Here is a 13606-nt window from a genome sequence, read left to right as displayed (position 1 = left end):
CTCCGTGAAGCCCGCACCGTTCGCCTACCGGCGTCCCAGGACGCTCGACGAGGCGGTCGCCGCGCTCGCGGGGACCCCGGGGGCGAAGGTGCTGGCCGGGGGCCAGTCGCTGGTCCCGTTGCTCTCGATGCGGCTGGCCGCACCGGCGGCCCTCGTCGACATCAACGCGCTGCCCGACCTCGACCAGGTCCGATGTGACGAGGAGGGCGTCCGCATCGGGGCGCTGGCCCGGCACGCCGACGTCCTCGCGTCCGCCGACGTACGACGCGTGCAGCCCCTGGTGGCCTTGGCCCTGGAGCACGTCGCGCACCCGACGATCCGCAACCGCGGCACCACGGTCGGCTCGCTCGTGCATGCCGACGCCGCCGCGGAGATGCCGATGGTGCTGCGGCTCCTGGGTGGATCGGTCGACGTGGTCGGGCCCTCCGGGCGGCGCACGGTGGCGGCGGACGACCTCTTCGTCGGCCCCTTGGAGTCGTCGGTGGCGAGCGACGAGATCGCCGTGGAGGCGTTCTTCCCCGCCCTGCGCGCCGGTGTGGGCGTGGCGTTCCGTGAGATCGCCCGGCGGCACGGTGACTACGCGCTCGTCGGTGTCGCGGCGCTGGTGGACGGCGAGAGCGTGCGGGTCGGCTACCTGTCCGTGGCCGACCTGCCCACGGTGGTGGACCTCAGCGGCGTCCCCGAGGGCGAGCTGGGCGAGCGCGCCTTGGAGCGCCTCGACCCCGCAGACGACATCCACGCGTCCGCGGACTACCGCGCGCACCTGGTGCGTGTGCTCACGGCCCAGGTCGTCGCGAGTGCCCGGGAGCTGGCCGCGTGAGCGCCACGGAACCGGAGGAGCGGCACGACGTCGTGCTGCACGTCAACGGCGCCCCGCACGCGGTCCGGGTGCCGGCGCGCCGACTGCTGTCCGATGCGCTGCGGCACGACTGCGGCCTGACCGGAACCCACGTCGGTTGCGAGCACGGCGTCTGCGGCGCCTGCACGGTCCTGGTCGACGGGCGGCCGGTGCGCAGCTGCCTGATGCTCGCGGTCTCCGCGCAGGACGTCCAGATCACCACGGTGGAGGGCCTGACCGAGGACGACGGCACGCCCCAGGGCAAGCTCGGGCCGGTGCAGCAGGCGTTCGCCGACTGCCACGGCCTGCAGTGCGGCTTCTGCACCCCCGGCTTCCTCACCACGATCACCGCTGGGCTGCGCGACAACCCCGACCCGACGTTCGAGGAGGCCCGCGACATGATCGCGGGCAACCTGTGCCGCTGCACGGGCTACCAGAACATCGTCGCCTCCGTCCTCCGGGCCGCCGAGCTCGCCCGCTCACCGGTGGTCGAGGAGGTTGCGCAGCAACCGTCACGGGACCCAGGCGGCAACGCATGACCACCAAGCTGTTCGGAACTCCCGTCAAGCGCACCGAGGACCAGCGGTTCCTGCGCGGCAAGGGCCGCTACGTCGACGACGTCCTGGTCGGCACCAACACGTTGCACGCCGCTGTGCTGCGCTCGCCGCACGCCCACGCGCGCATCGTCGAGATCGACGTCGACGAGGTCCTCGACCTCGAGGGCGTGCACCTCGTGTGGACCTACGACGACCTCACCGGGGCGATGGCCGAGCCGCTGCCGCTGCTCATCCCGCACCCGACGCTGACCCAGGGCCGCACCCAGCACGCGCTGGCGGCCGACGAGGTCAACTACGTCGGCGAGGCGATCGCCTTCGTCGTGGCCGACGACCGCTACGTCGCCGAGGACGCGCTGTCCAGGATCAAGGTCACCTACGACTTCCTGCCGCCCGTGGTCGGCATCGCTGCCGCCCGTGCGGCCCAGCACCTGGTGCACGCCGACGTGCCCGACAACGTCGGTGCGCGGATGGAGCAGAACACCGGCGACGTCGAGGCCGCCCTGGCCGCGGCGCAGCACCGGCTCTCGCTCGACCTCACCATCGAGCGGTCCGCCTGCACTCCGATGGAGGGCCGGGGAGTGGTGGCGCGGTGGGACCCCGACACGTCCCGGCTGACCGTGTGGTCGTCGACCCAGACGTCCACCGGCGTCCGCGGCTGCGTGGCGGCCAAGCTCGGGCTCGACCTCGCCCAGGTCGACGTGATCACCCCCGACGTCGGCGGCGGCTTCGGCGTGAAGATCAACCACCCCTGGCCCGAGGAGCTGCTGGTGCCGCTGGCGGCGCAGACCCTCGGCCGGCCGGTGAAGTTCACCGAGGACCGCCGGGAGCACTTCATCTCGTCGGCCCACGAGCGCGGGCAGGTGCACGAGGTGACCGTCGGCTTCGACGACGACGGCCGGATCCTCGGGCTCGACGTGATGTTCTGGCACGACCACGGAGCGTTCACGCCCTACGGCCTGATCGTCCCGATCATCACCTCGACCCAGCTGCTCGGGCCCTACAAGCCCGACGTCTACCGCGTGCGCTTCGAGTCGCTCTACACCAACACGGTGATGGTGACGCCCTACCGGGGAGCCGGGCGGCCGCAGGGCTGCTACGTCATGGAGCGGACCATGGACGCGATCGCCGAGGCGCTCGGCAAGGACCGCACCGACGTGCGCGCGGCCAACTTCATCCAGCCCGACGAGTTCCCCTTCGACCAGGGGCTGATCTTCCAGGACGGCCGCGAGCTCGAGTACGACTCTGGCGACTACCCCGCGTCGCTGGTGAAGATCAAGGAGCTGATCGGCTGGGACGAGTTCCCCGCTTTCAAGGCCGAGATGGCCGCGCAGGGTCGACGGGTCGGGATCGGCCTCGCCTGCTACGTCGAGGGCACCGGCGTCGGGCCCTACGAGGGCGCGCACGTGCACATCGAGACGTCCGGCCGCGTCAAGGTCGCCACCGGCCTCACCACCCAGGGACAGGGCCACCAGACCGTCTTCGCGCAGATCGTGGCCGACGCGCTCGGCGTACGTTTCGAGGACGTCGAGGTCACCACGGGTGACACGCGCAAGATGCCGTACGCCGTCGGCACCTTCGCCTCGCGCGCGGCGGTGATGAGCGGGTCGGCCGTGCACCTCGCGGCGCTGCGGGCCAAGGAGAAGGCGCTGCGGATCGCGGCCGAGGCGCTCGAGGCCGACGAGGCCGACCTCGAGATCGCTGACGGCGTCGTCTCTGTCAAGGGGACCGGCGCCTCGATCGACCTCGGCACGGTGGCGGTGCTGTCCAACCCGCTGCGCTACGCCTTCGACGAGGCGTCCAAGGCCGCCACGCAGTTCTCCGTGGGCGACCCCGGCAAGCCGCCGGTGGCGGAGGACGACGAGCCGGGGCTCGAGGGTCGCGACTTCTACTCGCCGTCGCGGTCGACCTTCGCGTCGGGCATGCACGCAGTGATCGTCGAGACCGACCCGTTGACCGCGGAGATCAAGATCCTGAAGTACGCCGTCGTGCACGACTGCGGACACCTGATCAACCCGATGATCGTGGAGGGGCAGATCCACGGCGGCGTCGCGCAGGGTGTCGGGGGCGCGCTCTACGAGCGGATGGCCTACGACGAGTCGGGGCAGCTGCTCAACGCGTCGTTCATGGACTTCCTGATGCCCTACGTCACCGAGGTGCCCGAGTCGATCGAGATCGACCACCTCGAGACGCCGTCGCCGCTGAACCCGCTCGGCATCAAGGGCGCGGGGGAGGCGGGAGTGATCCCGTCCGCGGCGGTCTTCGCGGCCGCGATCTCGGACGCCGAGGGCTTCGCGCTGACCAGCATGCCGATCTCGCCGTCGGAGCTGTTCGCGCTCCGGCAGGCCCGCTCAGCTCCGGTGGTCGAGGAGGTCGTGCATCGACCTTCAGGAGACCCCGTCGACGAAGGGGTCTCATGAAGATCACCGGCAGCAACACCGTGCCCTACCCCGCCGCGCAGGTCTGGGACGCGCTGCTCGACCCGGCCGTCCTGGTGCGCACCATCCCAGGGTGCGAGCGGCTCGAGGCGACGGGCGAGAACGCCTACGCGATGACCGTCACCGCTGGCGTGGCGGCCATCAAGGGGACGTACGCAGGCTCCTGCTCGCTCTCGGACCTCCAGCCCCACGAGTCGCTGGTGATGAGGCTGCAGGGCGCGGGCGCGCCCGGCACCGTCGACGCGACCGTCGACGTGTCGTTCGCCGAGGCCGAGGGGTCCACGACGATCTCCTACTCCGCCGACGCCGTCGTCGGCGGCATGGTGGGCGGTGTCGGTCAGCGGATGCTGGCCTCGGTCTCGCGCCGGATGGCGGGGGAGTTCTTCGGCAACGTCGCGGCCACGCTGTCGGGCGGTGGCGCTGTCGAGGAGGCAGCGGCCCCCGGCCAGGTCGCGGCCGCTCCCGCTGCAGGACAGGTCTTCACCGCGCCTGCGCGCGCCGGCATCTCCTCGCAGGACGACTTCCTCAAGGGCATCGCCGTCGGGGCGGGGCTGGTGCTGCTCGGCGTGCTGGCTGGCCGCCTCGGACGCCGGCGATGACCCCCGGAGATTCCCCGGCCGGCCGGTCCAGTCGGTCGGTTCGTCGCGGATGACCGACCTCACCCCCGACTCGTCCGCCCTCGCGATGGCGGCGGCGGTCGCGCACAAGGACATCTCCGCCCGTGAGCTGATGCAGCTGCACCTGGCCCGCATCGCCGAGCGCAACCCCGAGCTCAACGCCATCGTCAGCCTCGACGAGGAGCGGGCCCTCGAGGGAGCACGCGCCGCCGACGAGCACCTCGCCCGACAGGGCTCGATCGGGCCGTTGCACGGGCTCCCCTTCGCGGTGAAGGACACGCACGCCGCAGCGGGCTGGCGCACGACGTACGGATCTCCCTTGTACGCCGACCACGTGCCCGACCACGACGACCTCATCGTCGAGCGGATCAGGCGCGCCGGCGTCGTGCTGCTCGGCAAGACCAACGTGCCGGAGTTCGCGGCCGGCTCGCACACCTTCAACAAGGTCTTCGGCACCACCCGCAACCCTCACGACCCGACCAGGTCCGCCGGCGGCTCCAGCGGGGGAGCGGCTGCCGCTCTCGCGTCCGGGATGGTGCCGCTGGCCGACGGCTCCGACATGGGCGGCTCGCTGCGCAACCCCGCGTCGTTCTGCGGCGTCGTGGGACTCAGGCCGTCGCTCGGGCGGGTGCCGACCTGGCCCACCGGCAACCTGTGGGAGACCACCAGCGTCGGCGGCCCGATGGCGAGGAGCGTCGACGACGTCGCCCTGCTGCTGTCGGTGATCGCCGGTCCCGACCCGCGGACTCCGATCGCCCTCGGCGACGCCGGCCGGCTCTTCGCGCCACCGGTCACCGGCTCGCTGGCCGGCCTCCGCGTCGCGTTCACACCCGACCTGGGCGGGCTCATCGCCGTCGACCACGACGTCGCAGCGGTCACCGAGGAGGCCAGCCGTCGCTTCAGCCGCGGCGGCGCCCGCGTGAGCTCCGCCTGGCCTGATCTCTCCCTCGGCGAGGACATCTTCCGCACCCTGCGCGCCTGGAGCTTCCAGGCCTCCTACGGCGCTCTCCTCGCCGAGCACCCCGACTCCTTCAAGCAGTCGCTGGCCGACAACATCAGGCTCGGAGCGGAGCTGACCGGTGCCGACGTCGCCCGCGCGTACGCCGAGCGCACCCAGCTGGTGGAGACGATGCGGCTGTTCTTCGAGGAGCACGACGTGCTCGTGCTGCCGGTCTCGCAGGTGCCGCCGTTCCCCGCCGACCAGGAGTTCCCGACCGAGATCAACGGCGAGCCGATGGGGTCGTACCTCGACTGGATGCGGTCGGCCTACCTCATCACCGTCACGGGCTGCCCGGCCATCTCGGTCCCCGCCGGCACCACCCCCGACGGGCTCCCGGTCGGTGTGCAGATCGTCGCACCCCACGGGGCGGACCGTCGGCTGCTCGAGGTGGCCTCGGCCTTCGCGGCCGCCACCTGAGCTGACTGCCCGGGCCTGGCTAGACCGGTTTTCCACAGAGATTCCCACCGGTTGTGGATACGCGTCGGATGTGGTGGAGAAGCCGCCCTTTGGCTGTGGGTCTCCAGAGTTCCGAGAAGTTCTCGCAGGAAAGTCGTGCGAGCCCCTTGCGCGCGACGTCGCGCGGGGCCTAGAACTGCTCCCACGAACCTCCGCAAGGAGGGGCTGGATCGAATCGGAAACTGTCTGGCGGCGAGAGCCGCGGCTCCGTTCGGCGGCATTCCCCCGGTACGCCGGGCGCTGCTGTCGCATTGATCAGGTGACGTGATCGGTGGGGGCACGACGGTGACGACGATCCGGCCGGGACGTCACCCAGCCCGGCCGACCAGAGGGGCCCTCTCAGCTCATACCTGTGAGGGCCCCTCTCTTCATTTCGGTCTGGTGACGGTCGCGTGCGCGACCCGGTGGTCGAGCAGCGAGCTTGCGAGCGGTCAGTCGGTCGGTCGGAGACCCTTGGTCTGTGGAGGAAGAGCCCGTTCCTGTGGACGACGTGCGTGGATCTGTGCACCGCCCTGGGGATCACGAAGTTTCTCGAACCAATTTGGCGAAAACCCTTGTGGCATAGGGCTTTCAGGACGTAGAACTTCTCCCACGCACTCCCTCCGGGGAGAGCGGGATCGGTCAGAAGAGATGATCCACACGATCGGCGCCCAGCTTGCTGGGAGCGGGTCGCGCAGGCCGGGTGACAGGGCTTGCGGGGTCGGACAAGACGATCGGTCGGTCGGGAGCGTCACCGGTACCGGCCAAACTGAAAGGCCCTTGTAGCTCATACCTATGAGGGCCTTTCGCCTATTTCCGGGTCGTGATCTCCACGGCCGGCACGTGCTTGCAGGGCCCGCGCCCGCCGGCGTGCTTCATCCACCAGGGGCAGGTGCACGGGCGACCGACCCGTCGGTACCCAGCCGCCGGGCGCCACGCAGCCGCGGGTTGTCACCCTCGACCCTGTCCAGTAGGTCGAGGTGATCCCGACGCGCGGTAAGTCCACAGGATCACCTGAAATCTGTGGACAGAGGAGGCCGGTCTGTGGAGGACCAGGCACCACCTGTGCACCCTCCTGGGGATCGCGAAGATTGTCGGAGCAAATTGACGAAAGCCCTTGTGGCGTAGGGCTCCTAGGGCATAGAACTTCTCCCACGCACTTCCTCCGGGGAGAGCGGGATCGGTCAGAAGAGATGATCCACACGATCGGCGCCCAGCTTGCTGGGAGCGGGTCGCGCAGGCCGGGTGACAGGGTCTGCGGGGTCGGACAAGACGATCGGTCGGTCGGGAGCGTCACCGGTACCGGCCAAACTAGAGGGGCCCTTGTAGCTCATACCTACACGGGCCCCTCTTCCCATTTCTGGGTCACCGGTGAGCGGACCGCTGACGGCGACCACGGCCCAACGCGGCATGATGGCCGGATGGTCCTCTACCAGGTGATGCACTGGTTCGTGGAGCCGCTTGCGAAGGCGGTGTGGCGACCGACGGTGCGGGGACTGGAGAACGTGCCGAACACCGGCGGGGTGATCCTCGCCAGCAACCACCTGAGCTTCGTGGACAGCGTGGTGATCCCGATCGTGGTGCCGCGCAAGGTCGTCTTCCTCGCCAAGTCCGACTACTTCACCGGCACCGGTGTGCGGGGCACGGCGTCGCGGCTGTGGTTCGAGGGTCTCGGCATGCTGCCTGTCGACCGCGACGACACCAGGGCGGCCATCGACAGCCTCGACACCGCGCTCGAGGTGCTCGACAAGGGCGAGGCGTTCGGCATCTACCCCGAGGGCACCCGCTCGCGCGACGGCCGCCTCTACCGCGGCCGTACGGGCGTGGGACACCTGGCGTTGACCGCCAAGGTCCCGGTGGTGCCGGTCGGGCTCGCCGGCACCGAGGACATCCAGCCGGTGGGCGCGAAGTACCCCCGGCTCGCCAAGGTCTCGATCACCTTCGGGGAGCCACTGCGCTTCGCCGGCAGGTACGACGGCGTCCCGCTCGGCCGGGCCCGGCGTGAGGTGACCGACGAGATCATGGCGGCGATCGCGGGCCTGACCGGTCAGGAGCAGGTGCCGGCGTACAACGAGAAGCCGCCGGAGTTCAGCCCGAGGACCTAGCCGTCGCGGCCCTCGATAACCAGGAGCACACGTCCGCCTCGCCACCTAGGCTCGCCCCCGTGGCAGACCTGCAGGAAGGACAGGGAGAGGCCGAGTACCTCACCCTCAACCGCGCCAACTGGGACGACCGCGCCGTCGCCCACGCCGAGCACGGCGGCTACGACCTGCAGGTGTTCCGGGACGACCCGGCGCACCTCACCGACGTCGTCCGCTTCGATCGACCACGCCTCGGTGACCTCAGCGGGCTGCGCGGTGTGCACCTGCAGTGCCACCTCGGCACGGACACCCTGTCGCTCGCGCGGCTCGGTGCCCGCATGAGCGGCGTCGACCTGAGCCCCAAGTCGCTGGAGTACGCCGCCGCGCTGGCCGCCGACACCGGCGCCGAGATCGACTACCACCTGTCCGACGTCTACGACGCCGTCGAGACGCTCGGCCGGGATGGTGGGGCGGGCGAGGGAGGCTACGACCTCGTCTACACCGGCATCGGCGCGCTCTGCTGGCTGCCCAGCATCGAGCGCTGGGCCGAGGTCGTCACCAGGTTGCTCAAGCCCGGAGGGCGGCTCTTCATCCGCGAAGGGCATCCGATGTGCTGGTCGCTGGACGATCCGCGTGAGGACGGCATCGTGTCCGTCGAGTTCCCCTACTTCGAGCGACCCGAGCCGCTGGAGTTCGACGACGACATCACCTACGTCGACATCGGCGACCACCGCATCGAGCATGGCCGGACACAGGAGTGGAACCACGGCCTCGGCGAGGTGGTGACGGCGCTGATGACGCGCGGGATGTCGGTCACCGGCCTCGAGGAGCACCCGACCGCGCCTTGGGCGTTCCTCGGCGACCAGTGCGTCGAGCACCCCGAGCTGAAGGGCGAGTTCTGGCTGGCGGACCGGCCGTGGCGGGTCGCCGCGACGTACACCCTCCAGGCTGTCAAGACCGGCTGATCCCACCCTGGCCCGGTGGGCAGGTTGTGCTCTTCGCCGGTCCCGCGCCGTGCGGTTGGATCGGGAGCATGATCCGCATCGGCATCGACACGGGTGGCACGTTCACCGACGTGGTCGCCTTCGACGAGTCCGATGGCAGCATCACCACGACCAAGACGCCGTCGACGCCCGCCGATCCGGCCGAGGGGTTCATGGCCGGCATCGACAAGGTGCTCGGCCTGGTCGGCGGGTCGTACGACGACGTCGCGGCCGTCTCGCACGGCACCACCGTGGCCACCAACCAGCTGCTCGAGGGCAAGGTCGACGCGCTGGGCTACATCACCAACACCGGCTACGAGGCGATGCTCGAGATCGCCCGCCAGTCGGTGCCGGACGGTTACGGCAACTCCTACTTCTGGGTCAAGCCTCCCCGGATCGTGCCGCGCCACCTCGTGCGGGGTGTCGAGGGCAGGCTCGACTTCACGGGCGCAGAGCTGCGCCCCTTCGACGAGGACGGCGCCCGCGCGGTGGCGCGGTGGTTCCGCGCCCAGGGCATCGACACCCTGGGCGTCTGCTTCCTGCACGCGTACGCGAACCCCGACCACGAGGAGCGGATGCGCGCGATCCTGCGCGAGGAGCACCCCGACGCCGTCGTGTCGCTGAGCAGCGAGGTGCTGCGCGAGTACCGCGAGTACGAGCGTGCGATGACGACGTTGGTCGACGCCGCGGTGAAGCCGCGGCTGAGCCGCTACGTCAACAACATCAAGAGCCGGCTCGAGTCGAGCAGTGGCCGGGTCGTGCCGTTCTACGTGATGAAGTCGAACGGCGGCGTGCTGTCGGCCGACGAGGTCGTGCACCAGCCGATCACGACAGTGCTGTCCGGCCCGGCCGCGGGCGCGCTCGGTGCTGCCCTGATCGCGAAGGTCGCGGGCTTCGACAAGGTGCTGACCAGCGACGGCGGCGGCACCTCGACCGACGTGTCGGTCGTGATCGGCGGCGAGCCGACGCTCACGACGGAGGGCTCGGTCGGCGCCTACCCGTCCAAGATCCCGATGATCGACGTGGTCACCGTGGGTGCGGGCGGTGGCTCGATCGCGTGGCTCTCACCGGAGGGGACCCTCAAGGTCGGACCCCGGTCGGCGGGCGCCGACCCGGGTCCGCTCTGCTACGCCAAGGGCGGTCGCGACGTCACGATCACCGACGCGCACGTCGTCCTGGGCCGGATCCCGCCGCACCTGCTGGGAGGTGAGATCCCGCTCGACGTAGACGCCGCGCGGGCCGGCGTCGAGTCGCTCGCCAAGGACCTCGGCCTGACCCCGGAGGCGTGTGCTGCCGGCGTCCTCGAGATCTCCGCGTGGAACCAGGCCAACGCGCTGCGCCAGGTCACCGTCAAGCGCGGCCTCGACGTCCGCGACTTCGTGCTGACCACCTTCGGCGGCTCGGGCTCGCTGCTGCTGTGCCGGCTCGTCGACATCCTCGGTCTGCCCGCCGTGCTGGTGCCGCCGGACCCGGGCAACGTGTCCGCGTTCGGACTGCTCACGGTCGACGTGAAGAACGACTACGTGCTGACCCACGTGGCGCTGCACGACCGGCTCGGGGTGGCCGACGTGGAGGCGGCGTACGACGGGCTGGCCGCGAAGGCGGCGACGGCGCTGTCGAAGGAGGGCTTCGCCGACGACACGCACGTCTTCCAGCGCACCGCCGACGTGCGCTACTTCGGCCAGGCCTTCGAGGTCCGCGTGGCGGTCCCGGAGGGGCCGCTCGACCAGGCGGCCCTCGACACGGTGGCCGAGCGCTTCCACGCCGAGCACAAGGCGCTCTACGGCTACGACTTCTCCGGTGTCGGCGACCAGCAGGTCGAGTGGGTCAACCTCCGCGTCTCCGGCATCGGCCCCATCCGGCGGCCCGAGATCAGGGCCTCGACGGAGCTCGACCACCGGAACGGTGGTGGAGCAGCCGCCGGTGGTCGAGCAGCGAGCGATCAGTCGAGACCACCCACCCGACCGGTCTGCTTCGATCCCGACGAGGGGTACGTCGACACCCCGCTCCACTGGCGACCTGACCTGCCGCCGGGGACCGACCTGGACGGGCCGGTGATCATCGAGGAGTTCGGCTCGACGGTGCCGGTGCATCCCGGCTTCTCCGTCCGCGTGGACGAGTACCTCAACCTCATCGTGACCAGGAGTGAGAAGTGAGCCGCCGCGCCCCGACCCAGTTCCCCTTCGGCAGCCTCACCGCCGACGCCGGCGCGAGCGCCGACCCGGTGCTGGTCGAGATCGTCCAGGGCTCGCTCGCCAGCGTCGAGATGGAGGTCGAGACGGCGATCGCGCGCACCAGCCGCAGCCCGATGATCCGCGACGCCCACGACTTCCGCGCCGGCATCCACGACCGCCTGCTGCGCAAGCTCACCGGCCGGTCCTACTCCGCGCTCGTGCACCCCGTCGCCCGCGACTTCCCGATCGAGGAGATGCGCGAGGGTGACGTCTTCTTCCACAACGACGTCTACCGCTCCGAGGGCGGCATCGGACACCTGCCCGACCTGTGCGTGACGGTCCCTGTCTTCTCCGGGCCGGAGGACAGCCGACGCGTCGTCGCGTTCGTGCAGGCGTTCGGTCACCACGACGACATCGGGGGAGCGGTCCCCGGCTCGATGCCGAGCCACGCGACCAGCGTCTTCGAGGAGGGGCTGATGGTCCCGCCGATCCGGCTCTGGGACGCCGGCACCCCCAACCGTGCCGCGCTGTCGATCATGACCCGCAACTCCCGGATGCCCGAGTCGCTCGCGGCCGACCTCGACGCCGAGTGCTCGGCCTGCTTGATGGGCGCGCGACGGCTCGGCGAGCTGTTCGACCGGTACGGCGTCGAGACGGTCGAGTCGTGCTTCGACGCGATCATCGACCGCACCACCACGACGTACCGGCGCGAGATCCTCTCGAAGATCCCCGTCGGCACCTGGACGTGGGAGGACTACGCCGAGCACGACGGCGTCGACGAGCCGATGCTGCACACCCAGCGCATCACGCTGACCCGCACCCCCGCCGACGACCCGGACGGCGAACGGCTGATCCTCGACTTCGACGGCACCTCGGCCCAGGCCAAGGGGCCGATCAACCACTGCGGTGACTACTCCGACGGCGTCTTCCTCAAGAAGTGGCTCGCGCCGATCCTGCGCAACCTCGCCGACACCCCCGAGCGGATGGCCGAGCTCGACGTCAACGAGGGCGTCGTCCCCCTCATCGAGATGCGCTTCCCCGAGCCGGGGACGCTGCTGACCCCTGTCTTCCCGGCGCCGACCAACGCGCGCACCTTCGTGATCCTGCGGCTGCTCGGCGTCCTCGCCGGCGTGATCGCCAAGGCCGTGGACGGCCGGATGCCCGCCGACCAGGAGACGATCCGCTACACCGGCGTCTACGGCGACGACCGTGACGGCCGCTCCTACCTCATGCGCGAGGTGCTCGGCGGCGGCTCCGGCGGGCGTTCGTACGCCGACGGCGAGGACACCATCCACGTGGTCCCCGACAGCCGCAACCTGCCGAGCGAGTTCACCGAGTCACGCTTCCCCTTCGTCGTCGAGTCGCTGTCGCTGGCGGTCGACTCGGGCGGGGCGGGGGAGTACCGCGGCGGGCTCGGCTACGAGAAGCAGATCCGGATGCTGAAGGACGCGCACTTCATGTCCATCGCCGACCGGTCGATCCTGGCCTGCTGGGGCGTGCGCGGCGGGCTCGCCGGCTCGCCCTTCCAGGTCACCATCGACCCGGGCGGGCCGCGCGAGCGTGAGGTCGACGCGCTGGCGGACGCCGAGCCGGTGCAGGCGGGCGAGGTGATCCGGATCCGCACCACAGGTGGCGGTGGCTGGGGCGACCCGCTGGCGCGTGACCCGGAGTCCGTGGTGCGCGACGTGGTGTGGCGCAAGGTGTCGCCCGAGGCCGCGCTGGCGTCGTACGGCGTCGTGCTCACCGGCTCGCTCGACGACGACACCCTGGGGGTCGACGTCGAGGCCACCGCGACCGAGCGCGCTGCGAGGCCGGCCGCGAGCGAGGCGTTCTTCGACCGTGGTCCCGGGTACGCGTCGCTGTCCGGCGGGGCGGCGTACGCCGAGGTGGACCTGCTCTCGTGATCGTCACCGCAGACGAGGACCTCGCGCACCTGCGCCGCTGCGTCGAGCTGGCTCGGGAGGCGCTCGACGCCGGCGACCAGCCGTTCGGCACGATCCTCGTGGACGGCAGCGGCGCGGTGCGCTTCGAGGGGCGCAACCATGCGGGTCGGGGCGACGAGACCCGGCACCCCGAGCTCGAGGCGGCCGCCTGGTCGGCCACGAACCTGACCGCGGAGGAGCGGGCCGCGGCGACGGTCTACACCAGCGGCGAGCACTGCCCCATGTGTGCGGCCGCTCACGGCTGGATGGGGCTGGGCCGGATCGTCTACGCCCTCGCGGCGTCCCGGCTCACGTCGTGGCGCCGCGAGTGGGGGCTTCCGGAGTCTCCGGTGGTCACGATGCCGATCAACGCACTCGTGCCGGCGGCCGTCGTGGACGGGCCGGCACCGGCCCTCGAGGACGAGCTCCGCGCCCTGCACCGTCGGGCCGCTGGATCAGCCGCAGAAGGGCCCGAAGAGTAAAGATTCGGCGGTTCCAGGCCCCCTGGACCGACATTCTTGGCGGAGGGACGTCTCGCGGTCGAGGCTGGCATCCACGCCTGAA

Annotated in this window: 10 protein-coding genes and 1 pseudogene; 10 read left to right on the top strand and 1 reads right to left on the bottom strand. The window is 70.9% G+C overall.

Annotation, left to right across the window (positions count from 1 at the left end; all coding sequences use genetic code 11):
- The first annotated feature begins 4 nt into the window (after positions 1–4).
- Genes ABD295_RS11460 through ABD295_RS11440 form a run of 5 tightly spaced genes read left to right on the top strand, consistent with a single transcriptional unit; the run spans position 5 to position 5864 of the window.
- A complete protein-coding gene (locus ABD295_RS11460) occupies positions 5–820 on the top strand; it encodes an FAD binding domain-containing protein (RefSeq protein WP_344303850.1) in 816 nt (271 codons plus the stop codon).
- Positions 817–1377: a (2Fe-2S)-binding protein gene (locus ABD295_RS11455; RefSeq protein WP_344303849.1), complete on the top strand. Its 561-nt coding sequence runs from the start codon at positions 817–819 to the stop codon at positions 1375–1377. Before ABD295_RS11460 ends, ABD295_RS11455 begins: the two co-directional genes overlap by 4 nt.
- Complete coding sequence (gene cutA / locus ABD295_RS11450; RefSeq protein WP_344303848.1) at positions 1374–3812, top strand: aerobic carbon-monoxide dehydrogenase large subunit; 2439 nt, start codon at positions 1374–1376, stop codon at positions 3810–3812. Before ABD295_RS11455 ends, cutA begins: the two co-directional genes overlap by 4 nt.
- On the top strand, positions 3809–4429 hold the full coding sequence (locus tag ABD295_RS11445) for an SRPBCC family protein (protein WP_344303847.1): 621 nt from the start codon (positions 3809–3811) through the stop codon (positions 4427–4429). Before cutA ends, ABD295_RS11445 begins: the two co-directional genes overlap by 4 nt.
- 49 nt (positions 4430–4478) lie before the next feature.
- Positions 4479–5864, top strand: coding sequence for an amidase (locus ABD295_RS11440; RefSeq protein WP_344303846.1), 1386 nt, complete (start codon positions 4479–4481; stop codon positions 5862–5864).
- 828 nt (positions 5865–6692) lie between these two features.
- On the opposite strand, the pseudogene ABD295_RS21190 reads toward ABD295_RS11440, so the two are convergent.
- Positions 6693–6776, bottom strand: a pseudogene (locus ABD295_RS21190) (hypothetical protein); the annotation flags it as partial.
- A gap of 527 nt (positions 6777–7303) precedes the next feature.
- Here ABD295_RS21190 and ABD295_RS11435 point away from each other — a divergent pair.
- The 5 genes from ABD295_RS11435 (at position 7304) to ABD295_RS11415 (ending at position 13524) form a co-directional block, all read left to right on the top strand.
- A complete protein-coding gene (locus ABD295_RS11435) occupies positions 7304–7987 on the top strand; it encodes a lysophospholipid acyltransferase family protein (protein WP_344303845.1) in 684 nt (227 codons plus the stop codon).
- A gap of 59 nt (positions 7988–8046) precedes the next feature.
- Positions 8047–8928 carry a class I SAM-dependent methyltransferase gene (locus ABD295_RS11430; protein ID WP_344303844.1) on the top strand — a complete coding sequence of 294 codons (882 nt, stop codon included), beginning with the start codon at positions 8047–8049 and terminating at the stop codon, positions 8926–8928.
- A 68-nt stretch (positions 8929–8996) separates the two neighbouring features.
- Positions 8997–11102 (top strand): hydantoinase/oxoprolinase family protein, encoded by a 2106-nt coding sequence (locus ABD295_RS11425; RefSeq protein ID WP_344303843.1) that lies wholly within the window; start codon positions 8997–8999, stop codon positions 11100–11102.
- Positions 11099–13024: a hydantoinase B/oxoprolinase family protein gene (locus ABD295_RS11420; protein WP_344303842.1), complete on the top strand. Its 1926-nt coding sequence runs from the start codon at positions 11099–11101 to the stop codon at positions 13022–13024. Before ABD295_RS11425 ends, ABD295_RS11420 begins: the two co-directional genes overlap by 4 nt.
- Positions 13021–13524 carry a nucleoside deaminase gene (locus ABD295_RS11415; RefSeq protein WP_344303841.1) on the top strand — a complete coding sequence of 168 codons (504 nt, stop codon included), beginning with the start codon at positions 13021–13023 and terminating at the stop codon, positions 13522–13524. The genes ABD295_RS11420 and ABD295_RS11415 overlap by 4 nt, the downstream gene beginning before the upstream one ends.
- Positions 13525–13606: the final 82 nt, after the last annotated feature.

The sequence above is a fragment of the Nocardioides bigeumensis genome, from assembly GCF_039531755.1.
Taxonomy (GTDB): domain Bacteria; phylum Actinomycetota; class Actinomycetes; order Propionibacteriales; family Nocardioidaceae; genus Nocardioides; species Nocardioides bigeumensis.
This window is presented reverse-complemented; position numbering and strand designations above follow the sequence as displayed.

What these genes read in the sequence shown, in the direction of transcription:
- ABD295_RS11445 (WP_344303847.1), top strand. Translation starts at nt 3,809, where the DNA reads ATGAAGATCACCGGCAGCAACACCGTGCCCTACCCCGCCGCGCAGGTC.
- ABD295_RS11440 (WP_344303846.1), top strand. Translation starts at nt 4,479, where the DNA reads ATGACCGACCTCACCCCCGACTCGTCCGCCCTCGCGATGGCGGCGGCG.
- ABD295_RS11425 (WP_344303843.1), top strand. Translation starts at nt 8,997, where the DNA reads ATGATCCGCATCGGCATCGACACGGGTGGCACGTTCACCGACGTGGTC.
- ABD295_RS11435 (WP_344303845.1), top strand. Translation starts at nt 7,304, where the DNA reads ATGGTCCTCTACCAGGTGATGCACTGGTTCGTGGAGCCGCTTGCGAAG.
- cutA (WP_344303848.1), top strand. Translation starts at nt 1,374, where the DNA reads ATGACCACCAAGCTGTTCGGAACTCCCGTCAAGCGCACCGAGGACCAG.